Origin of the sequence: Hoyosella sp. YIM 151337 (genome assembly GCF_026041215.1) — a bacterium.
Lineage (GTDB): Bacteria > Actinomycetota > Actinomycetes > Mycobacteriales > Mycobacteriaceae > Hoyosella.
On record NZ_JAPEIQ010000013.1, the window covers coordinates 469317 to 492353 of the forward strand.

General features: G+C 63.2%; 17 protein-coding genes and 1 pseudogene. 9 read left to right on the plus strand and 9 right to left on the minus strand.

Translation table 11 applies throughout. From position 1 onward, the window contains the following. Window positions 1-110: 110 nt before the first annotated feature. Window positions 111-884, minus strand: coding sequence for a hypothetical protein (locus ONR57_RS08390; RefSeq protein ID WP_265122701.1), 774 nt, complete (start codon window positions 882-884; stop codon window positions 111-113). Window positions 885-1407: 523 nt separating this feature from the next. Here ONR57_RS08390 and ONR57_RS08395 point away from each other — a divergent pair. The 4 genes from ONR57_RS08395 to ONR57_RS08410 all read left to right on the plus strand — a co-directional run bounded on the left by ONR57_RS08395 (window position 1408) and on the right by ONR57_RS08410 (window position 7011). Next, complete coding sequence (locus ONR57_RS08395) at window positions 1408-2409, plus strand: proteasome assembly chaperone family protein (RefSeq protein ID WP_265122702.1); 1002 nt, start codon at window positions 1408-1410, stop codon at window positions 2407-2409. Window positions 2410-2452: 43 nt separating this feature from the next. Then, window positions 2453-3298, plus strand: coding sequence for a transglutaminase family protein (locus ONR57_RS08400; protein ID WP_265122703.1), 846 nt, complete (start codon window positions 2453-2455; stop codon window positions 3296-3298). A gap of 153 nt (window positions 3299-3451) precedes the next feature. Beyond that, on the plus strand, window positions 3452-4468 hold the full coding sequence (locus ONR57_RS08405; protein ID WP_265122705.1) for an alpha/beta fold hydrolase: 1017 nt from the start codon (window positions 3452-3454) through the stop codon (window positions 4466-4468). A 50-nt stretch (window positions 4469-4518) separates the two neighbouring features. After that, complete coding sequence (locus ONR57_RS08410) at window positions 4519-7011, plus strand: RNA helicase (protein WP_265122706.1); 2493 nt, start codon at window positions 4519-4521, stop codon at window positions 7009-7011. Here the strand turns inward: ONR57_RS08410 and ONR57_RS08415 are convergent. From ONR57_RS08415 to ONR57_RS08425, 3 genes are all read right to left on the minus strand, one after another. Then, window positions 6918-9191 carry a cation-translocating P-type ATPase gene (locus ONR57_RS08415; protein WP_265122708.1) on the minus strand — a complete coding sequence of 758 codons (2274 nt, stop codon included), beginning with the start codon at window positions 9189-9191 and terminating at the stop codon, window positions 6918-6920. The genes ONR57_RS08410 and ONR57_RS08415 overlap by 94 nt on opposite strands. Window positions 9192-9199: 8 nt before the next feature. Further along, entirely contained in the window at window positions 9200-9511 is a 312-nt protein-coding gene (locus ONR57_RS08420; protein WP_265122709.1) for a DUF1490 family protein, read from the minus strand. A 66-nt stretch (window positions 9512-9577) separates the two neighbouring features. Continuing rightward, window positions 9578-10156, minus strand: coding sequence for a TetR/AcrR family transcriptional regulator (locus ONR57_RS08425; protein WP_265122710.1), 579 nt, complete (start codon window positions 10154-10156; stop codon window positions 9578-9580). Window positions 10157-10254: 98 nt separating this feature from the next. On the opposite strand from ONR57_RS08425, the gene ONR57_RS08430 reads away from it, so the two are divergent. From ONR57_RS08430 to hrpA, 4 genes are read left to right on the plus strand one after another with little or no spacing between them, the layout of a single operon-like run. Beyond that, on the plus strand, window positions 10255-11394 hold the full coding sequence (locus tag ONR57_RS08430) for an acyl-CoA dehydrogenase family protein (protein WP_265122711.1): 1140 nt from the start codon (window positions 10255-10257) through the stop codon (window positions 11392-11394). A gap of 30 nt (window positions 11395-11424) precedes the next feature. Beyond that, complete coding sequence (locus ONR57_RS08435; RefSeq protein WP_265122712.1) at window positions 11425-12186, plus strand: SDR family NAD(P)-dependent oxidoreductase; 762 nt, start codon at window positions 11425-11427, stop codon at window positions 12184-12186. Between the two features lie 20 nt (window positions 12187-12206). Continuing rightward, the gene (gene mmuM, locus ONR57_RS08440; protein WP_265122713.1) at window positions 12207-13139 is read left to right on the plus strand and encodes a homocysteine S-methyltransferase; all 933 of its coding nucleotides are present in this window, start codon (window positions 12207-12209) and stop codon (window positions 13137-13139) included. A 21-nt stretch (window positions 13140-13160) separates the two neighbouring features. Continuing rightward, entirely contained in the window at window positions 13161-17183 is a 4023-nt protein-coding gene (gene hrpA, locus ONR57_RS08445; RefSeq protein WP_265122715.1) for an ATP-dependent RNA helicase HrpA, read from the plus strand. A gap of 39 nt (window positions 17184-17222) precedes the next feature. On the opposite strand, the gene nrdR is transcribed toward hrpA, so the two are convergent. Further along, window positions 17223-17687 (minus strand): transcriptional regulator NrdR, encoded by a 465-nt coding sequence (gene nrdR, locus ONR57_RS08450; RefSeq protein ID WP_265122761.1) that lies wholly within the window; start codon window positions 17685-17687, stop codon window positions 17223-17225. 278 nt (window positions 17688-17965) lie between these two features. Continuing rightward, window positions 17966-18310 carry a LysM peptidoglycan-binding domain-containing protein gene (locus ONR57_RS08455; protein WP_265122717.1) on the minus strand — a complete coding sequence of 115 codons (345 nt, stop codon included), beginning with the start codon at window positions 18308-18310 and terminating at the stop codon, window positions 17966-17968. 622 nt (window positions 18311-18932) lie between these two features. On the opposite strand from ONR57_RS08455, the gene lexA reads away from it, so the two are divergent. After that, complete coding sequence (gene lexA / locus ONR57_RS08460; RefSeq protein WP_265122719.1) at window positions 18933-19673, plus strand: transcriptional repressor LexA; 741 nt, start codon at window positions 18933-18935, stop codon at window positions 19671-19673. A gap of 9 nt (window positions 19674-19682) precedes the next feature. Here lexA and ONR57_RS08465 read toward each other — a convergent pair whose 3' ends face one another. The 3 genes and pseudogenes from ONR57_RS08465 to ONR57_RS08475 form a co-directional block, all read right to left on the minus strand. Next, a complete protein-coding gene (locus tag ONR57_RS08465; RefSeq protein ID WP_265122721.1) occupies window positions 19683-20834 on the minus strand; it encodes a hypothetical protein in 1152 nt (383 codons plus the stop codon). Window positions 20835-20882: 48 nt separating this feature from the next. Then, window positions 20883-22331, minus strand: coding sequence for a GTPase HflX (gene hflX, locus ONR57_RS08470; protein ID WP_374116422.1), 1449 nt, complete (start codon window positions 22329-22331; stop codon window positions 20883-20885). A 168-nt stretch (window positions 22332-22499) separates the two neighbouring features. After that, window positions 22500-23037: pseudogene (locus ONR57_RS08475) on the minus strand (diaminopimelate epimerase); the annotation flags it as partial.

Genomic DNA, 23037 nt, shown 5'->3' on the forward strand with positions numbered 1-23037 from the left:
CTCGAACTGCAACAGCGGAAAGTCAGCGAATGTGGACAACTCACTATCCTGTGGAAAACGTAGTGGGTATTATCCGTACCTGGCTGGGCCTTCTGCGGCTGCGGGTCGCGTTATCGTCCCGCCACTCTGTCAATTGCGTTGGTGAACAGCAGGTGCAGCATCGTGGCATCGGGCTCGCCCACCTCGTACTGGGCGGCGATCGCGGTCACCCGGTATTCGCCAATTTGCGTAGCCAGAACGAGTTGCCGACTGCTCGCCGCAGAATCGGCCCGGCTCACGGTCCTTGTGTACGCGAGTGCACCATCGCCGCTCACCATCGGCGGCGGCAGCAGCTCAACACTGATGTCTGTCACGCTCGATGACGTGCCGCGCCCGTCGACAGCCTTTGCAAACGTGCAGTCGGTGAGCTGGCCTTCCAGGTCTGTCAGCGGGTCGTCGGTCCGGGAAAGAACGAGAGTGAACGATGACCCACCATCGAAGGCGGTGGCGGTGCGCACGATCACCGGGTCGCTCACCGCGGCGGGAGCGCATTCCGCCGGCGTGACCCGGCTGTCGCGCGGCACACCCGCTAACGCCGCAAGTCCACGTTGCGCTGTCTGACCGCTGCGATCACTCACAACGTACGGGTCCGGAAACGCTGAAACCGGGAGCATCAGTTCCCACAACCCGGAAACTTCAGCTTCCCTGGCGGGTTCGTCAAGCTGGACGAACTGGACGCGATCCGCGTCAAGCGGCACTACATGGAGCGAGCTGTGCTCGCCACGGTCAGACGGGCTGGGCTCCGCAGGCGCTGCCGGTGCAGCCATCGCTGAGACCAGCGAAACCACTGTCGCCGTCCCGGCAATGACTGCCGCTGCACGAACTGTCTGTCGAGCTGATCGCACCGATACCATTGCCTCATTCCCTTCCCCGAATCACCGCTCGGCACCCGTGTACAGGGCATCCGGTGCGCTGTCTGCCGATTCATCCCCATGTACCGGCACGTGAGCGAAAACCCCTGTGCGCAGATCACTTTCCGCCCGTACAGTTCCCCTGCCGCCGTGCGTTCGTGCCCACATCAGGCCCTGGTACGGCGCGAAAGATTCTGCCTAACAGGTATTTCCACTCGCTCCCTCGCCGTAAATCTTATCGGTCGAGCCCGACATTCCGCTCTGAGCGACCAGCCTCTAAGCTTGTCGCAACAGTCTCAACTTCGTTGCGATTGCATCACTGAACAGGCTGTGACCTAACGCTGGTCAAACACGGAAACATCTCGGCGCCGTTACGCGTTGTTCTGGTGACGACACCGGAACCGAGTGGAAGTCCGACGCATGACTGCGAGATACTTCCCGGGCGCGGCCGCACATGCGGCCAGCACCTTCGACGTCCGGCAATGTCAATGACACGATCCGAAAGGGGGCACACGGTATGGACGATCAGGCACGGATCTATGAACTCGAGTTCCCAAGTCCGCGTATCGAGGTTGGCGACGGTACCACCCTCGTGCTTGTTCATGGGCTCGAAGGCTTCGCCGATGCCGGTCACGCCGTGCGACTCGCCACCGAGCATCTGCGCCAGAGCCTGGAAACGGAACTGGTCGCTTCGTTCTCCGTTGATGACCTCATCGACTACCGGTCCCGGCGCCCGCCCATGACCTTCGCGTCAGACCACTTCTCGGCGTATGAGGCTCCTGAACTCAGCCTCTACGCGGTGAAAGACACCAATGGCGTGCCTTTCCTGCTCCTCACCGGCCTAGAACCCGACTTCAAGTGGGAGAAGTTCACCTCTGCGGTTCGCCTGCTCGCGGAGCAGTTTGGCGTGTCACGCAGTGTCGGTCTGTCAGCGATACCGATGGCAACGCCGCATACTCGCCCGCTTGGGGTGATCGGCCACTCGTCCAATCCGGGTGAGGTGCCGCGGCATCAGCGGCTCGGAGCCGAAGTGAAGGTGCCTGGCAGTGCTTCCGCACTACTGGAGTACCGGATGGGTCAACACGGTTTCGATGCCCGGGGGTTCTCCGTGCACGTACCGCACTATCTGGCCCAATCGCCCTACCCCGCCGCCGCCGTGACACTGCTCCAGCATCTCGGCCAGGTGACGGGGCTATCGGTGCCGCTCGCCGCGCTCGAAGAGGCAGCCGCCGACGTGGTCCGCCAGGTAGACGAGCAGGTGCAAGCAAGCCCGGAAGCAGTTGCTGTGGTGCACGCCCTGGAGCAGCAGCACGACGCGGGGCCGCAGCACGCAGAGACGAACCTCCTTGCGCTTGACGGTGATCTCCCTGATCTGCCCTCCGGGGACGAACTCGGCGCGCAATTCGAACAGTTCCTCGCGGAGCACAGCGGTGAGTTCGGTGCCGCTGACGAGTCCGATGGCACGCAGGCCCCGCAGGATGACTCCCGGGAATCCGGTGACAAGGACGAAGAGCAATGACTCGGGTAGCGCCGGGCGGCGCAAGCCTGCACAGTTAAGGATTGTGAGCGCACCGTTGCCCCCTGACTCTTCCTCTCCGCCGCCAGCCCGCCGCGACGTCTACTCGCGCATCGAATTGGAGGTACAACAGCCTGCCCGTGTATTCGCCCAAGTGGCGGCAGCTCATCACCCGGGTGCCGAACTGACCGAGAAGCTGATCGTCACCTGGGACGGGCAGCCGCTGACACCCGAGGAGATTCGGGCTCCGCATCGCGGCCGGCTCCATCGGTTCGTCGCCCAGCCTGGCTATGTGGTGATTGAGTACTCGGCGTCGATCACCGGCCAGGCCAGCGCGCTCGTGGCAGAGCCACAGGATGAGGCCCTCTATCTGCGTCCCAGCCGATACGCCGAATCCGACGAACTCCTCGCGAAGGCGTACGAAGAGTTCGCTGGTGTGAAAGATGCCCGCGCGGTGTTCGCCGCAGTCACGGAGTGGGTAACGACGAATCTGAGTTATGTACCCGGCAGCAGCGGCCCCTCAGACGGGGCGGGTAACACACTGTTGCACAGACAGGGTGTCTGCCGGGACTACGCTCACCTCACCACGGCTCTGCTCCGGGCGCTTGACGTGCCCGCTCGCGTCGCCGGTGTGTACGCGCCGGGAATTAGTCCGATGGACTTCCACGCGGTCACGGAAGCATTGATTGACGGTGAGTGGATCGTCGCCGACACCACCCGGCTCGGCCCACGCCAAAGCATGGTGCGCATGGTGACCGGACGCGACGCCGCGGATACGGCATTTCTCTCGACGTACGACGGTTTCGCCGAACTGAAGTCGACACGCATCCTCGCCACCGTTGAGGGTGCTCTCCCCGTTGACGACTACACGAGCACTGTGCAGCTGCGCTGAGCGGTCCGGCGCGTAATGCGCATGAAACTTAGCTGGAACAGACCGTTACCCTCCTCGAGTTGTGTTTCCGCGTGGACCCGCTAGCGTGTGAAGTGCTCCGTGCCGCGCAAGGAGATCGGCGACGATGCGCGGTCCAACGATGGAGGAGGATTCGTGGCCGCCCTGCCCTTCCGAGCTTTGCGATCGGTTCCCGACGAGGAACCGACGGTGTCGTACCGCGTGATCCACGGATATCGCCGCGCGTATCGTATCGCCGGAAGCGGACCTGCAATTCTGCTGCTGCACGGGATCGGTGACAACTCGTCAACCTGGACTGACATCATCCCCCATCTCGCGAAATCCTTTACGGTGATCGCACCTGACCTGCTGGGCCACGGCCTTTCGGATAAGCCGCGCGCCGATTATTCGATTGCCGCGTACGCCAACGGCATGCGAGACCTGCTCTCTGTGCTCGAGATTGACCGGGTGACTGTGGTCGGGCACTCGCTCGGCGGCGGCGTCGCTATGCAGTTCACCTATCAGTTTCCGCAGCTCGTGGAGCGGCTGATACTCGTCGGCGCTGGCGGCATCACACGGGACGTGAGTCCCTTGTTGCGCCTCATCTCCCTGCCCGGCACCGCGCGGGTGCTCGAGCTCCTGCGAATTCCAGGCATTGCCTATGCGATCGGCCATCTCGGCAAGGTGCTTAAGCCTATTAGCCCGCATTTTCATGACACGCCAGATCTAGTGCGGATCATTTCCGACCTGCCAGACCCGGTCAATAGGGCCGCATTCCTCCGCACTCTGCGATCTGTTGTGGATTGGCGCGGGCAGGTCGTCACCGGCCTGGACCGCTGCTACCTCGCAGAAGCGATGCCTGTGCAGATCATTTGGGGCGAGCACGACAACGTCATCCCGGTCGCGCATGCTCATCTCGCGCACGCCGCGATGCCAGGCTCACGCTTGGAAATCTTCGAAAAATCTGCGCATTTCCCCTTCCACGACGATCCGATGCGTTTCCTGTCGGTCGTCGAAGATTTCATCGCAGCCGCCCCGCCACACACGTTCGACGATGCCCGCTGGAAGCGGCTCTTGAACCGCGGTATGAGTGACTCATCGGTCACCGGAAACGCGTGGACGCGGTCTGCTGTATTCAGCGCGATGGGCAGTTCCGAGCGCAGCGCGACGTAGTGTCCCGCCGGCCCCGGAAACGGAGCCAGAGAAGCAGCTAGCCTAGAGCGGTGCTGCTTCCTGACGAGATCCCCAACCAGCCCGAGGTCATTTACGACGCGTTCGAGTCGTGGGCCACCGAACAAGGTCTCACGCTTTATCCGGCACAGGAAGAGGCACTGCTCGAGATCGTTTCCGGTTCGAACGTGATTCTGGCGACGCCAACCGGGTCAGGTAAGTCGCTCGTTGCTGCAGCGGCTCACTTCGCCGCGATGGTCCAGGGCACGCGAACGTTTTACACCGCTCCCATCAAGGCCCTGGTCAGCGAAAAGTTCTTCGCGTTGTGTGAAATATTCGGACCGGAGAACGTCGGGATGATGACCGGCGATGCCGCTGTCAACGCGTCCGCCCCCATCATCTGCGCGACGGCCGAGATTCTCGCGAACATCGCGCTGCGCGAAGGCGCGGACGCCAGCGTCGGCCAAGTGGTGATGGACGAGTTCCACTTCTACTCCGAGCCGGATCGTGGCTGGGCGTGGCAGGTGCCCCTCCTTGAGCTCCCCCGTGCTCAGTTCCTTCTGATGTCCGCCACACTCGGTGACGTCAGCTTCTTCCAGAAGGACCTCACGCGCCGTACCGGGCGCAGCACAGTTCATGTCAGCGGCGCGGAACGTCCCGTTCCACTGGTTTTTTCGTATGCGATGACACCAATCCACGAGACGATCGAAGAACTCGTGAGCACCCATCAAGCGCCCGTTTACGTCGTACACTTCACACAGGCGGCAGCGCTTGAACGGGCCCAGGCGCTGACGAGTGCGGCCGTCGCGAGCCGAGAGGATCGTGACCGGATCGCGGAAGCGATTGCGGGTTTTCGCTTCACGACGGGTTTTGGCCGAACCCTGTCCCGGCTTATCCGGCATGGCATCGGCGTACACCACGCGGGCATGCTGCCTAAGTATCGCCGTCTCGTCGAACGGCTCGCCCAGGACGGGTTGCTCAAGGTGATTTGCGGCACCGACACGCTCGGGGTCGGCATCAACGTTCCCATACGCACGGTCCTCTTCACGGGTCTCACGAAGTTCGATGGTTCGAAGAATCGCATCCTGCGCGCGCGTGAGTTTCATCAGATCGCGGGACGTGCGGGACGGGCCGGCTTCGACACCACCGGCAGTGTGGTTGTGCAAGCGCCTGAGCATGAGATTGACAATGCGCGGGCGCTGTCGAAAGCAGGCGATGACCTGAAGAAGCGCCGGAAGGTTCAGCGGAAGAAGCCACCAGAGGGCTTCGTGAACTGGAGCGAGCAGACGTTCGAGAAACTCACTGCCGCGCAACCGGAACCACTTGTGTCGCGCTTCCGCGTCACGAATGCGCTGCTGCTGAACGTCCTCACGCGCCCGGGCAATTGCTTCACCGCGATGCGTCACCTCCTCGAAGACAATCATGAAGCACGTCCTGCGCAGCGCAAACACATCCGACGGGCGATTGCGCTGTATCGCGGTCTGCTCAATGCGGGGATCGTGGAGCGGTTGCCACAACCCGATGAAGACGGCAGGTGGGCCCGGCTTACGGTTGATCTGCAGCGGGATTTCGCCCTGAATCAGCCGCTCTCCCCCTTCGCGCTCGCCGCGCTCGATCTGCTGGACCGCACTGAGCCGACCTATGCGCTCGACGTGGTGTCCGTCATCGAATCGACCCTTGAAGACCCACGTCCGCTCTTGCTCGCCCAGCAACACGCGGTACGGGGGCACGCGATCGCCGAGATGAAGGCGGACGGCATCGAATACGACGAGCGGATGGAGTTGCTTGAGGACATCACGTGGCCCAAGCCGCTTGAAGGGGTGCTGGTTCCCGCGTTCGAGATGTATCGCGCTGGACACCCGTGGGTGGCTGAGTTCACGCTCTCACCGAAATCAGTGATCCGTGACATGGTCGAGAAAGGAATGACCTTCTCTGATCTGATTGCGACATATGGGCTCAATCGATCAGAGGGCCTCATCCTGCGTTATCTTGCCGACGCATACCGGGCGCTCCGCCAAACCGTACCCGCGGACGCTCGCGACGACGAACTGGAGGACCTCACTGAGTGGCTCGGGGAACTCATTCGGCAAGTCGACTCCAGCCTGATCGACGAGTGGGAACAACTCGTCAACCCAGCTGCTCAGCCCGCTGAACAGCGCGCGTTCACCGATGATTCAGCCCGTCCGATCACGGCGAACACACGGGCCTTCCGCGTCATGGTGCGTAACGCGACGTTCCGCAGGGTGGAACTCGCGGCCCGCGAGCGGTGGGAAGACCTTGCTGAACTTGGTGACATGGACGCCACCGAATGGTCCGCGGCGCTCGACCCCTACTTCGAGGAATATGGCGAAATCGGCACCGGTCCTTCAGCTCGCGGGCCCGCACTGTTTCTCGTTGAGGAACTCCCCGGCCGGTGGGAAGTCCGTCAGATTCTCGAAGATCCCGACGGAGATCACGGATGGGCGCTCAGCGCGTCCATTGATCTTTCGGAATGCGACGGCGCAGGCGAGGTCGTCATCGAGGAACTGCGCGTGGTTTCGGGCTGATCGGCGAGCCGGTACCGAATAAGCCGTGAACTGTTGCCCACGACCGCGACGGAGGACGCGTTGTGCAAAATCGCGGCCAGCACCGGCGAAAGCGCTCCGACCGCGCTGACCGCGAGGCCTGCGGCGTTAACCGAGATCGACATGCCGTAGTTCTGACGGATCACGTCAACGGTATGCGTGCCCAGTTCGCGAAGATCGATGAGTCGGCGCAGGTCATCCGTAGCTAACGCGATATCAGCGGTTTCCACCGCTACATCGGTGCCGGCAATCCCCATCGCGATGCCGATATGTGCACCCGCGAGCGCGGGCGCATCGTTGGTGCCATCACCGATCATCGCAACAGTGTGGCCCGCTCGTTTGAGGTTTTCGATCAGGTCCAGTTTCTCGTCGGGCAGCACCCCGGCGTGCCATTCAGTGATGCCCAAGTCCTGCGCGACCGCCGCTGCGGTATCGGGATGGTCGCCGGTGAGCATGATGACGCGTTGCACACCTGAGGCACGCAGTGCATCGAGTACGCCCCACGCTTCGGGGCGTACCTCATCACGCAGGCTGACGAGGCCAACAAGGTCACCGTCAACGGCAAGCAGCAGCGGTGTCTCGGAGCGCCCGCGCAGCCGCGCAACCCAGGCGTGGGCCTCGTCGCTAACAACGACGCTTTCATTCTCTAGTAGCGCAGGACTGCCGAGCAGCAGTGTGCGGCCATCTGCCCACGTGCGCATACCGAGACCGACAAGCACCTCACATTGCTCGTGCGGCGGGATGACGATGCGGCGTTCCTCGGTTGAGCGAATCACTGCCTGCGCCAGCGGGTGACGTGAGTGTATTTCGGAGCTCGCTGCATATGCCAGCACCTGGCTCGGCGTCCAATCCTGATGGAAGCTCACGATGTTGGTAACCACCGGGCGCCCCACCGTGAGTGTTCCCGTCTTGTCGAAAACGATCACGTCGACCCGGCCCGCGAGTTCTAGGTGCGAGCCGCCCTTGATGAGGATGCCGCGGCGCGCCCCGTTACCTATCGCTGCGGAGATCGCGGTGGGTGTCGCGAGCCCCACTGCGCACGGGCATGCGATGAGCAGCATCGTCATGGCCCGGCGCACGTCTCGCGTGAGCAGCAGCGTGGCACCGGCAAGTATGAATGAGGCTGGAACGAAGCGGCGGGAAAATGTTTCTCCGACGGTCTGGATGGGTGCTCGGTCACTCTGCGCTTGCTCTACGCGGCTGATGATACGGCCGATGGCGGTGTCTTTGCCGACAGCTTTTGCTTCGACGACGATTGACCCGCGCATCAGTACGGAACCGGCGTGCACTGTCGCGCCCTTTTCGACGGTTACGGGCAACGGCTCACCGGTGATCGCCGATTGGTCGATGATGCCTTCACCGTCGACAATGACGCCGTCGACGGGCAGCGCAATGTGCTCGTGGATGACGACGTGGTCCCCGACCCGCACCGTGTCGATATCGACCCGGATCTCCTCGCCTTCCATGGTTCGAATCCAGGTCGTGTCCTGGGCACCGCTCAACAGGTCGGAGATCGCGCGCCGGGTCCGTCTCAGTGTCAGATCCTGAAGGTACTCACCGATGTTCAGCAGCCATAATACGGTGAGCGCGACGACGTTCTCACGCAACAACAGGCTTGCGACAGTTGCCGCCGACACAAGCGTGTCCGTGCCCCCTACTTTGGACTTGGTGAGAGAGCGAGCCGCGCCTTTCAGGAACGGGTAGCCGGTGATGATGGTGACGCCGGTGGCGAACGTCCGGCTGGCGGGCCCAAGCACGGGCGGCCGCCGCAGCACATAACGGCGAAAACCGAGCATGGCGAGGGCCACGCCGCCAAGTGTCATACGCGCGAGGTCACCGGTGCTCACTTCCGCTGAATACGGCGCGCGCGGGGGCACTGCCCTCGCAGCTACCGGGCTCGTGTCCGAAATTGCGTGCACGATCGCATCCGCGTCAACCCGATTTGGCGAGTACCAGACAACGAGCGACGCCGTCCGCGGGTATGCGTGAACGGCCCGGACCCCGTGGACAAGCTCGATTGTGTTCTCGATAGCCACTGCACGGGCGGTGCTGCGCCGCATCCACGGTACGGAAACACGCAGCCGACCGGCTGCATTGGACCGGATCACAATGCCCGCGGCGGGCCCTGTGCCGTTTACCGGTGGCGGAGTCTGATCACCCATTGAGTTAATTAGTGTTCGTGACCGTGGCCAGCTGTCTGGCTGGGCGGACGAGCTTCTTCGCCGACACGCTCACGAGCCTCGGCGACGATGTCAGCGGCGGCGAGACGCACGTTTTCCGCACCTTCCTCGGCTTTGCGTGCCCCTTTGATCCCGAGAGTGGTTGCGGAAACGGCAATTTCGCGTGCCGGTGTGCGCTTCGCCACCCAGCGAACCCCATTGTAAGCGGCCACCCCGACGACTCCGGTAACCACTGTCCCCAACGCCTTGCCGAGTAACACGCCGTGTATCACGTTGCCTCCTGGATCCGCGAGCTGTGCCATGCGCCTGCTTCCTTTGATTCTGCCTCATCACGGACGAACGTGGGGCGGCAAACTACACCCGCCGAGTCAGGCGCTGATGCCCGCGGTGAGGATCGACGCGAGTTCACGATATGCGCGCGCATCATCGAGGCCGGTGTTTTCGCGCACCTCGCCCTGCTGGATCCGAACCATCGTGGTGGCAACAAGGTCCGCAGCGAATGCCGCGTGAACGTCCCGGAACTCTCCCGCGCGAACGCCTGCGGTGATCAGTTCCTGTACGCGCCGAGCGCCAATACGGGTGTTCTGCTCATACACCTCGCGAGCGGGCGCGAACGCGTCGAGGTCGGCCAGAAACTGCTCCGAAGCTGGAGTCAGCACCTCCTCAACACCCGTGAGGTATGCGACGATTCGCGCCCGGGCACCAGTAATGCCCGAAACTCGGGCTTCCACTTCTTCCGTCGCGCCCCGGAAGTAGTGGACCGTCACTGCGCGGACGAGTTGCTCTTTACTTCCTGCGAGCGTGTACAGCGTGGATTTCGAGCACCGCAAGCGCGCGGCTATGTCATCGAGCGTGAAATGCGCGAACCCTTCAGCAAGAAAAAGTGCGAGCAGCTCATCAAACAGCTCTCCCTGCCGCTTGGTGGCAAACCCCGTGGACCGGCTCATGCCGAGTAATAGTACTGAGGTGGATCTTGCAGTACTACGCCCTTTACCAGTACTGTCTCTGGTAATTCAGTACTATCTGGCGTTCAGAGGTGATCCCTGTGGCAGTCGACCGGCTCGTGCCGACCGAAGAAGCGCGCGATCTGATTGCGCTTACCCGCGATGTAGCTGACAAAGTGCTCACTCCCCGCGCGGACCAGCACGAGAAGTCTGAAACCTACCCGGAGGGTGTATTCGCAACCCTCGGCGAAGCCGGACTGCTCAGCCTTCCCTATGCGGAGGAGTGGGGCGGCGGTGGCCAGCCATATGAGGTTTACCTGCAGGTGCTCGAAGAGCTCGGGGCAAGATGGGCGGCCGTCGCCGTTGCCGTCAGCGTGCATAGCCTGGCGTGCCACCCACTCAGCGTGTTCGGCACCGAAGACCAGAAAAAGAAGTGGCTTCCCGAGCTTCTCGGCGGCGGAGCCATCGGCGCGTACAGCCTGTCCGAACCCCAGGCCGGTTCTGATGCATCCGCACTCAGCTGCAAGGCCGCCAAGACTGATGGTGGGTACCTCATCAACGGTGCGAAAGCGTGGATCACACATGGCGGTATCGCGGACTACTACAACCTGTTCGCCCGCACCGGCGATGGCTCACGCGGCATCTCCTGTTTTCTCGTCCCCAAAGACACCCCCGGCCTGAGCTTCGGCAAACCCGAAGAGAAGATGGGCCTGCACGCCGTACCAACGACTGCAGCCCACTACGACAACGTGTTCCTCTCCGAGGAGCATCGCATCGGAGAGGAAGGCCAGGGCCTTCAAATCGCGTTCAGTGCCCTCGACTCGGGCCGCCTCGGGATCGCGGCTGTCGCAACTGGACTCGCTCAGGCTGCGCTCGACGAGGCGGTCACCTATGCGAAGGAACGGCACGCCTTCGGCAAACGCATCATCGACCACCAGGGTCTCGGCTTCCTGCTCGCCGACATGGCCGCCGCCGTCGACTCGGCCCGCGCCACCTACCTCGACGCCGCGCGCCGCCGCGACGCGGGAATCCCATACTCCCGCAATGCCTCCGTCGCCAAACTTGTCGCCACCGATGCCGCGATGAAGGTGACCACCGACGCCGTGCAGGTCTTCGGCGGCTACGGCTACACCCGTGAATACCGGGTTGAACGCTACATGCGCGAGGCAAAGATCATGCAGATCTTCGAGGGCACCAACCAGATTCAGCGACTGGTCATCGGCCGGTCGCTTGCACAGTAGAGACACCGTTCCGGGTACGAAGGAGACAATGTGGAGTTGAATGGTGCTGTGGCGGTTGTATCTGGCGGCGCATCTGGGTTAGGTCACGCGACCGCCACGGCGCTGCACAAGCGCGGAGCGCACGTGGTTCTGCTGGACCTGCCATCCTCCCGTGGCGCAGATGCCGCACGCGAGGCCGGCGAGGGCATGCATTTCGTCGCCGCTGACGTGACATCTGCCGAACAGGTGGCGTCTGCTATCGATCATGCTGCCCAACTTGGTGACATTCGCGTCGCTGTGAACTGCGCAGGTGTAGCCACCCCCGGCAAGGTGCTGGGACGCAGCGGTCCCCTCGCACTCGATGACTTCGAGCGAGTGGTCCGCATCAACCTCGTCGGAACCTTCAACGTCATCCGGCTCGCCGCCCAGAGGATGGCTGCCACCGAACCGATTGACGGCGAGCGTGGCGTCATTATCGACACTGCGTCCGTCGCGGCGTTCGACGGCCAGACCGGGCAAGCAGCGTATGCCGCATCTAAAGGTGGAGTTGCCGCGCTGACGTTGCCGGTAGCACGTGAACTCGCGCGCCACCTCATTCGTGTTGTCGCCATTGCCCCCGGCATCTTCGAGACGCCCATGCTTCTCGGCCTTCCCGTGGAAGCGCAGCAGTCGCTCGGCCAGCAGGTGCCCCACCCCTCACGGCTCGGGAAGCCGGAAGAGTACGCCTCCCTGGCTATGCACGTCGTCGACAACCCGATGCTCAACGGCGAGACCATTCGCCTTGACGGAGCTATTCGGATGGCAGCGAAGTAGGCAGGCCGCACAATGGATAAGTGGCTTCTCTCGCAAACCGCGCCGCCGCCCGGGTACTCGTCGGGGACGGCGGTCTAGCCACCGCGCTCGAAGCGCGCGGCCACGACCTCACTGGCGGGTTGTGGTCCGCGCGCTTACTTGCCGAAGCGCCCAGCGAGATCGCGGACGTCCACCGCGATTTTTTCCGGGCGGGCGCAGACATTGTGATCACGGCAAGCTACCAGGCGAGCTTTCGCGGATTCAGCGCATGCGGTATCGGCAGGCGCGGGGCGGAACAGTTGATGCGCCGCAGCGTCAGCATTGCAACCGCAGTGCGCGATGAGTTCGATGAGCGATTTGTCGCAGCATCGATCGGGCCCTATGGTGCAGTGCTCGCTGACGGCTCGGAGTATCGCGGCCGGTACGGACTCAGTGTCCGTGAACTGCGCGCCTGGCACAGGCCGCGCTTCGAGATTCTTGCGACCGCCGGGGCTGACATTCTCGCTCTGGAGACAATTCCGGACATCGACGAGGCGCACGCCCTTGTGGATCTCGCCACGGACGCTGGCACGCCCGCCTGGCTGACCTACACCACCAGCGGCACCCGCACTCGCGCGGGCCAGGCGCTCGCTGACGCATTTAGCGTCGCAGCGGACTCTGAGGCGGTCATCGCAGTTGGCGTGAACTGCTGCTCGCCCGAGGATGTCCTCCCGGCCATCGCAGCGGCGCGCTCATGCGGCAAACCAGTAATCGTCTATCCCAACAGTGGTGAACAGTGGGACACCGCGGCAGGCGCCTGGACAGGCACCAGTACATTCACGCCACAGCTTGCGCGCTCATGGATCGCCGCGGGCGCGAATATCGTGGGCGGTTGCTGCCGAGTCGATGCGGCCAGCATCGCGCAACTACCCGCCGTCATCGCCGAGTCCCGCGGAGGTGACGCCGGACGGGATGCCGAAAAACCGCTCGCATGAGCCGGTAGTCTTGACGAAGATATGAATCCGTCACCGAGTTCGGCAGATCAGGCCGATCACGCCCGGCTGCAGGAAACGCCTTCCCGGCAGGACCTGCGCGGCCTCCTCGGCACGCTGACGCTGCGCGACGCCCACCGGCTCGGGCAACGTCTGCGCCGTGCCCGCAACAGCGCCGACCGGGCGAAGATCGCCGCCGCCGCCAACCGCGCCCAACAGCATGTCAGCGCACGCGCGGCCGCGCTTCCGATCATTACCTATCCAGCGGAACTGCCGGTGACCCAACGGCGCGACGACATCGCCGCCGCGATTCGTGAGAACCAGGTTGTCATCGTCGCAGGGGAAACTGGCTCCGGAAAAACCACCCAGCTTCCGAAAATCTGCCTTGAACTCGGTCGCGGCATTCGCGGCATGATCGGCCACACCCAGCCCCGGAGGCTGGCAGCCCGTACCGTCGCGGAGCGCATCGCAGAGGAGGTGCGCTGCGAACTCGGGGAGGCAGTGGGGTACGCGGTTCGCTTCACCGATCACGTGTCTGACACAACGCTGGTGAAGCTGATGACCGACGGCATTCTGCTGAACGAAATCCAGCGTGACCGTATGCTGCGCAACTACGACACCCTCATCATCGATGAGGCACACGAACGCAGCCTCAATATCGACTTTCTGCTCGGGTATCTGAAGCAGCTGCTGCCGCGCCGCCCTGACCTGAAAGTGATCATCACCTCGGCAACGATCGATCCCGAACGATTCGCGCGCCACTTTGCGATTGACGGCGTATCAGCACCGATCGTTGAGGTATCCGGGCGAACATACCCGGTCGAAATACGGTACGAGCCGCTTGTCGCAGAGTTGCCGGGCCGCGATGAGGAAGCCGACACCGCCGCGAGTATGACCGTGGCAAAAGACCCAGTCGAAGCCGTCTGTGACGCGGTGAATGAACTGCTGCGTGAGGGCCCCGGCGACATCCTGGTCTTTCTATCGGGTGAACGTGAAATCCGGGACACTGCGGATGCGCTGCGCGACCGGAAACTGCCCGCATGGGTCGAGGTGCTGCCTTTGTACGCACGGCTGTCGGCCGCCGATCAGCATCGCGTGTTCGCACCCCACAGCGGCCGCCGGGTCGTCCTGTCGACGAACGTAGCGGAGACATCGCTGACAGTCCCCGGGATCCGGTACGTCATCGACCCCGGCTTCGCGCGAATCTCGCGTTATTCAGCTCGCACCAAGGTGCAGCGGCTGCCCATCGAACCGATATCCCAGGCGTCGGCACGGCAGCGCGCCGGCCGCTGCGGTCGTGTCTCGGACGGCATCTGCATCCGCTTGTACTCGGAGGAAGACTTTGAATCGAGGCCTGCTTTTACCGATCCGGAGATTCTCCGGACCGGTCTCGCCGCTGTGGTGCTGCAAATGGCGGCCCTCGATTTAGGTGATGTCGGCGAGTTTCCCTTCATCGATGCGCCCGATCCGCGCAGCATCCGCGACGGTGTGCGCCTGCTCGAAGAACTCGGAGCAATCGCGCCGCCCCACTCTGGAAAGGCCGTCCGGGCCTCTGCCACTAACACCGGAAAACCCGCGAAACCGCGACAACCTCACGTCCTCACAGAAACCGGCCGGCAGCTGGCGGCCCTGCCCATCGATCCCAGACTTGGCCGCATGCTCGTCGAAGCGCACCACACCGGGTGCCTGCGCGAGGTGCTGACAATCGTTTCTGGCCTCTCCATTCAGGATGTGCGAGAACGTCCCGCCGATCAGCAACAGAAAGCGGACGAGCTGCACCGCCGATTCACCGAAGGCGGTTCCGATTTTCTCGCCCATCTTGAACTGTGGGGTTATCTGCGTGAGCAGCGTGACGAGCGGTCTTCCAGCCAATTCCGCAAGATGTGCAGGGCTGAGTTCCTCCACTGGCAGCGCATCCGCGAATGGCAAGATCTGCGCGGCCAGCTCAAGCAAATCTGCACGGGCCTCAACTGGGAGCAAAATGACAGCCCAGCCGCGCCGGACACCGTGCATCAGGCGCTGCTCGCTGGTTTGTTGTCCCACATTGGAATGCGCGAAGCTGACTCCCGCGAATTCCTCGGTGCGCGTGGAGCCAGGTTCATGATCTTCCCTGGGTCCACGCTGGCGAAAAAGCCTCCCCAGTTTGTTATGGCTGCTGAACTTGTCGAAACGTCGCGGCTGTGGGCACGCACCGTGGCGAAAATCGAACCCGCGTGGGCGGAACGTCTAGCGGGAGACCTTGTTAAGCGCACGTATTCCGAGCCACACTGGTCGACCAGGCAAGGTGCGGTGCTCGCATACGAACGAGTGACCCTTTACGGTGTCACGCTTGCGGCGAAGCGGCGTGTGAATTTTGGCGCGATCGACGCGGAAACGGCGCGGGAACTCTTTATCAGGCACGCACTCGTGCAGGGCGAATGGGACTTTCGCCACGAGTTTTTCACGCGTAACCGTGAGCTGCTCGCCGATGTCGAGGATCTCGAGAATCGGGCGCGACGGCGCGACATACTCGTCGACGATGACGCCCTCTTCGACTTTTACGACGCGCGCATTCCGGCAGACATCGTCTCAGCCCGGCACTTCGACTCTTGGTGGAAGAAGAAGCAGCGCAGTGATCCGGACGCACTAACGTTCACGCCGGAAACAGTAGTCAACACCGACGCCGCCGCGGTACGTGCCCGCGACTTTCCAGACGCATGGAAGCAAGGCGAACTGCTGCTCGGATTGTCGTACGTCTTCGAGCCTGGGCATCCCTTCGATGGCGTCACGGTCCGCATCCCGTTAGCGCAACTGGAACGGGTCCGCCCTGTTGGTTTTGACTGGCTCGTGCCGGGGCTGCGCGACGAACTGGCCATCGCGCTGATAAAAACGCTGCCAAAGCAGTTGCGCCGCCAGGTAGTTCCCGCTCCTGATTTCGCAGCCGCGGCACTGCATGCAGTGAAGCCACGCACCGAGCCGCTCACCAACGCGTTCGCGCGCGAACTATCGCGTCTCGGCGGGTTGCGTATCGAGCCACACCATTTCGACGTCACGGCCCTGCCACCCCATTTGCGCATGACCTTCGCTGCGGTCGGGGACAACGGCGAGATCATCGACACCAGCAAAGACCTCGACCACCTGAAAGTTCTGCTGGCACATGCGGTAACGCGCGCCGTCGCGGAAGCGGGTTCGTCGGTGCAGCGGCCCCCACGATGGTCGTGGCCCGACCTGCCAGGCGGGCGGATTCCGGGCGTGGTCGATCAGCGGACCCAGGGCGCCGTGGTCCGCGGCTATCCGGCACTGGTTGCAGAGGAGTCCGGCATATCTGTCCAGGTGCTGAGCACCGCTGCCGCGCAGGCCCAATCAATGCGGCTTGCCATACGCGCGCTCATCGCACATGAAGCCGGACCGCTTCCGAAATCAACATTCAACGGTTTCCCTGCTGCACAGCGCCTGGTGCTGAATCACGCCGGGGCTGGAGGCCTCAGCCGAGTCGCTGGGGATTGCCGCAACTGTGCGATAGATGCCCTTATCGGTGCGCATGGCGGTCTGCCGTGGGACGCTCAGTCGTTCGCCGCGTTGTCGGCGAAGGTGCGCGCCGACCTGACGGCACGCACTCGCAGTATCCTCGCAGCGGTGCTTCCTGTGCTTGAAGAAGCGCACGCGGTGAGCGTTCTCGTAAGTTCGCGGAGCGATGAGGCGGGGCAGGATGTCAAAGAACAGCTTGACGAGTTAATTTATCCGGGTTTCGTTGCTGAATCGGGTGCTGACCGGCTCCCCCACCTAGCCCGTTACTTGCGAGCTGCGCGTAAGCGCGTGGAGTCTCTCCCTGGCAGCTCCACTCGCGACTCACGCGGAATGGCCACACTCGACCGGGTATACACGCATTTGAGCGAAACACTCGACCATCTGCCGCCGCAGGCGCGGGAGAGCGCTCGAGTCCACGAAGTACACTGGATGATTGAGGAATTGCGAGTTAGCCTGTTCGCCCAGTCGGTAGGCACGGCGTTCCCTGTTTCTGAGCAACGCGTGATGCAAGCTATTGACGCGCTCGCTGCGGAGCGATAACGCTGATGCCACTGCGCAGCCAGGTCGCGCGGGTGCCCGTCACTTACTCTGAAGGTGCGCGCGGTGCACTCGCAGGTTCTCAATCTCCTTCTCGAAGTCTTCCGCCGAGCTGAATGATCGATACACCGAGGCGAATCGGAGGTAGGCGACCTCATCAAGGTCGCGCAGCGGCCCAAGAATCGCAAGACCGATTTCGTGGCTCGGCACCTCCGCCACACCTGACGCGCGAACCGTGTCTTCGACTTGCTGAGCAAGCAGGTTCAGTGCATCGTCATCAACTTGCCGTCCCTGGCACGCTGAACGTACGCCGCGAACCACCTTCTCACGGCTGAACGGTTCGGTCACGCCACTGCGCTTTAGGACGGCGAGCACGGCGGTTTCGACTGTCGTGAATCTGCGTCCGCATTCCGTGCACGACCGGCGGCGGCGTATTGCTTGCCCCTCGTCTGCCTCCCGCGAGTCGACGACACGCGAACTCGCAGACTTGCAGAATGGACAACGCATACCTACTCCTCGCTCACGCCCGGCCGGACTGTCCAGCTTATGGGCACTGCCAGGAACACATGACGGGTGACCCTCCCCCATCCTCCCAGTAAGCGCACCCAGTCGCCAGCTTCCAGCTTCATTCGCACTGTACGACAGGTAGACGACACCGGCCCCCGCTGCGTGCTTTCCTGTCCGAACGTATTCGTTCGGATGCGTCGCCGCAAGTGCGGTCAAATCGGGCGCCACCGACACGGCCAGGACGGTTAGCGGCGACCTTCCGCCGACTGGCTGACCACTCATTGCCACGGCCCCAGGGAACAATCACCCGTGCAGGGAACGACTGGTGCGACAAGAGACTGACCGGGAACGACAAGCGAATTCTGCAATCCGTTAAGTTCGCGGATGTTCGCTACTGCCACGTCAATCGGCACCGCCGGAGCTACCCGCCGCGCAACATCGCTGAGTGACTCTCCCTCATTCACGGTGACGACTCCGACACTTGCTGGTGCGCTGCCGCCCGCCCCTTGAGGAGCAGGCGAGAACACTAGCCCCCACAGCGGCACCGCGCACATCGCAGCGATGACCGCCGCGAACAGCAGTCGCAATACGAGCGTGTCCTCTCTGCCTTCAGGGCGCCGCACTCGCCGCCGGGCAGGAGCACATCCTGGACGCCCGTGAATCTCTCGATACGCCGGACGTGGCCGAGAAGGCCGCCGCCACGCGTCACGGTTGGTTCTGCGCCGCTGCGGCGACTCGCCGGATCGGCGCGGCTCGACGCCGACCTGCCCTCTGCCGCAAGTGTGCCCGCTCCGGCCCCCTCCTCGCCGAGTCTCCGTTCTGCCTCCATCGCGGCGCAGAAGGGAAGGCACCGCGTTATGACTGCCGGCACCGCTTCCTTCAACGGCACGCCTGGGGAGGTGACGGCCAGGCACCACCGGCCGCAAGCATGGGGCAGGTGAGCCGAACCGAGCACTGCTGCTGACGTATCCGCCTTGCCTGGTTGGTGCAATCCGCACGCTCATATCAACCTCCACAGAAATCGGGTCCGAAGACCACGGTCGGTGCGCTCGAACATGCCGATGGTTCGAACATGCGTTTGACTCGATCGCACGTTCGATTGATATCACGCCGGTCTGACAAGTTTTGAACGAACACCCGAAACAGTCGAACAGATGTTTGGCAATTCGCCCCGGAATGGCTATTGTCAACATCAGCAACATGCGGCACAGCCACTCAGTGGACAGCCCTGAAGGAGCCCCCAATATGACCGCGCGCCGGAGCCAGCAGACCGCCGAGCCTCAACCTGAGACTGGGAATGAGAGCGCGCTGCCGCCGCTCACCGCGCGGCAGCGCGAAGTCCTCGACGTCATCCGCGCTTCCGTGAATGATCGCGGCTATCCGCCGAGCGTGCGTGAGATCGGCGAGGCCGTAGGGCTGACATCGACCTCGTCGGTGACACACCAGCTCCGCGCGCTGGAGCGCAAAGGCTACCTCCGCCGCGACCCACACCGGCCGCGCGCGGTTGACGTGCGCGGCGCTGATGACGACTCAACAAGCACCAGCACGCATGCGATCGGGGCTGCAGGCCGCGAACCACACGAAATCGGCGGTTACGCGGGGCATACCGCTGCGCCGGTATACGTCCCAGTGGTGGGCCGCATCGCCGCGGGCGGACCGATACTCGCTGAACAGCAGATCGATGATGTGTTTCCGCTGCCCTCCGAACTAGTCGGCCAGGGTTCCCATTTTTTGCTCAAGGTCGTGGGCGAATCGATGATCGACGCAGCGATTTGCGATGGCGACTGGGTGGTTGTACGGCAGCAAGAGGACGCGGTCAACGGAGACATCGTCGCCGCGATGATCGACGGCGAAGCGACCGTGAAGACGTTCAAGCGGGAAAAAAGCACGGTGTGGCTGCTGCCGCAGAACCCCGTTTTCGATCCGATACCTGGTGATGAGGCAACCGTACTTGGGAAAGTCGTATCGGTAATCCGCAAGCTCTGAATTATGCAGTCAGCCGCGCCGTCGCCACAAGACGGCGGTCGCGCCGCCTATGAGCACTGCTACACCCACGCCGACACCCAGCGCGATAGCACGGTCCCGGACAACCGCGAGCGGACCGTCGCTGGTTGCATTGTGATCGGCGGCCTTACTGTCACCGCTCGCAGCGTTGTTGTCTGGCTCGGACGGAAGTACATCCGGTTCGTCCTGGGCTTGTACGGACCACACATAATCTTCTACGCCCCGCAGGATCTGAATCGGCGGTAGCGGACTTGTGTCCTCCGGTGGCCTGTTGGGGTCACCCGTGATCGGGAATCCCAGTTCAGAGCCGCTCAGCAAGTCTCCAGTCGCGGTGAAAGCTATCGCCTCGCCCTGCGGTTCTCCCGGCAGCGGAATGATTATGGGAGCACGCTGCAGCGCTGTTACGAGATCGCCGCTCGCATCGGCATACAGGTGCACGTCGGTATACGTGCGTACCGCCGCGATGGTGCCCGCATCGTTGACAGCGCCCCCCGTAGGGAGAACGGAGCTGAACGCTCCGATCGGCCCTCCTGGCGTGTCCGTCATCTGGAATGTCAGGGTCGCGACCTGTTCGAGCGGTATCGGCCCAGGTGAGGGCAGTTCGTCGACTGTCATGTGGCCGCCCTCTGGCACGAATACCTCGCCGACACCGATGCCCTTGGACACAATGATGGGCATGCCCCGCCTGTCAAGCAGAATGGTCTCCGCGTCGCGCGCACGATCGGGATAGTGCATCCGGTGCAGCTGTGCCGCACCGGAGTCGGGGTCGACCCGGATGAGTGCAACGGTGTCACGCTGGGCGTTGTTGTCACCGATGTCCGCGACCCACAACGTGTCGCCGCGCGCAGTGAGATCTTCCGGGTCGTAGGGGTTGAGTTCGTTGCGGATCCAGCGGGTTACGCTGCAGTCACCTGCGAGGACATTCGCCATTTCGGCGACCGCGACACTGCTTCCACCGTCGGGCACCGCGTATACCGCGTCGCCCACCATCGCTAATCCGGATAGCTCCTCGAGTTCACGATCAACGGGCACACACAGCGGTTCTGGCACTGGTGCGGTGGGCGCAGGCTGCGCGACTGCATAAGCGGCGAAGCCCGCGCCGAGTATGCCCGAGGCTGCCGCGACAACGCAGGCGGCACTCACCTTTTGTGAGCGCCGCCTGCGTTGCGACGAGGGTGCCTGCATTACGCGTTACAGCGCGTATTCCTGCAGATTTGCAGCGAGCGCCGGAGGAACGTGCGCACGGATCCGAGTGCCCTGTTCTTCATGCGCCTCACTCGACACGGTGCCCTCGGCGTGGATGCGAGCAACCAGTTCACCACGCGAATAGGGCACCTCGACCAGTACCTCTACGTCCGTGCGGACGAGCAAGTCCGCCAGCCGCTCCCGAAGCGCCGGGATGCCGGCGCCGGTGTGCGCCGACACGAATACCGCGTCCGGCAGCGCTCGGCGCAGTTGGGCGAGTGCCATCGGGTCGGCTGCATCGGTTTTATTGATCACGAGGAGTTCAGGTGGCGCTTGCGTGCCCTGTTCCTCGACGACCTCGTTGATCACCTGTCGCACCGCATTGATCTGACCGAGCGGGAACTCGTCCGATCCGTCGACGACGTGCATCAAGACGTCGGCTTCGGTCACTTCTTCCAGCGTCGAGCGAAATGCCTCCACGAGCTGGGTCGGCAAATGCCGCACGAAACCGACGGTATCGGTGAGGACGTATTCACGCCCATCGTCAAGAGCGGCTCGTCGCGTAGTCGGGTCGAGAGTCGCGAACAGGGCGTTTTGTACCAGCACGCCTGCCCCTGTGAGGCTGTTGAGGAGACTCGACTTTCCCGCGTTCGTGTAGCCCACGATCGCTACTGCCGGGACCTGATTTCGCTGGCGCCGCGCACGCTTTGTGTCGCGTGCGCTCTTCATCGAGCGGATCTCCCGCTTCAACTTCGCCATGCGTTCGCGGATGCGGCGGCGATCCGTCTCGATCTTCGTTTCACCCGGGCCACGCAGACCCACGCCCCCGTTGCTTCCAGCGCGGCCACCGGCCTGCCGAGAGAGCGCTTCACCCCACCCGCGCAGCCGCGGCAGCATGTACTCCATCTGAGCGAGCGTGACTTGTGCCTTGCCTTCTCGTGACGTCGCGTGCTGGGCGAAAATATCGAGGATCAGCGCGGTTCGATCAATAACCTTCACCTTGACGACCTTTTCGAGCGCGGTGAGCTGTGCCGGTGTGAGTTCACCGTCGCAAATCACCGTGTCCGCACCACTTGAGAGCACGATCTCCCGAAGCTCGGCCGCCTTGCCCGATCCCAGGTAGGTCGCAGCGTCCGGCTTATCGCGGCGCTGAATCACTCCGTCGAGCACGACGGAACCGGCTGTCTCCGCTAATGCTGCCAGTTCTCGCAGGCTAGCGTCCGCCTGCGCGGCCGTGCCCTGCGTCCACACTCCGGCGAGCACGACTCGTTCGAGCCGCAACTGCCGGTATTCGACCTCGGTGATGTCCTCGAGTTCGGTCGACAGTCCCACCACACGCCGCAACGATGAACGGTCTTCAAGCTGGAGTTCACCGGTCGAAACATCCGCACCGCCGGGGCCGCCGTGTTCAGCCGAATCTCGAGCCGCTGCGAGCGGATCGCCGTGAAGTTCGATCGCACCGTCACCCGATGCGAGACCTTGTTGTTCTAAATAGTTCGCTGTTTGCCGCAAACGTGCGGTCACCTTCCCACTGTTCTGCTACGACTTTGCGTCGTCCTTGTCACCGATAATACGGAGGTTTCAGCCGCGTGGCGATCGAGTTATTTGTGCCCGCGCCTCTGCCTAGGCAGTGTGCAGGGCGGCCTCCCACCACTGCGTGGCGAGGACGCCAGCCGCGACGAGGACCGACGGACCCCGGAGATACGACGTCTGGCCGGTGATCGTCACCGCCACTTCGCCGCCCGGAATCCGGACATTCACCTCGCCGATGCCTGGACCAGCAGTAGCCAGCGCTGCCGCCGCAGCGGCGACTGTCCCGGTACCACAGGACCGGGTCTCACCGACGCCGCGCTCAAATACCCGCATATCCACCGAACCGTCACGCAGCGCGGTGACGATCTCGATGTTCACTCCTTCCGGGAAGAACTCCCGATCAAAAGTAGCCCTTGTGAGGTCCAAAGCCGCCAAGGCTTCTGCTGTGAGTTCCGGATCCACACAGGCTAGATGCGGATTGCCGACATCAATGCCAATCCCCGTGAAACTACGATCTGAGACAGTCGCGCTGCTCGATCCCAGTTGGCGCACAGGCCCCATTTCAACTGTGCACAGTGACGGGACGCGCGCCCGCGCGGCTGCCGACTGTGAACTCAGTGCGCTGTTC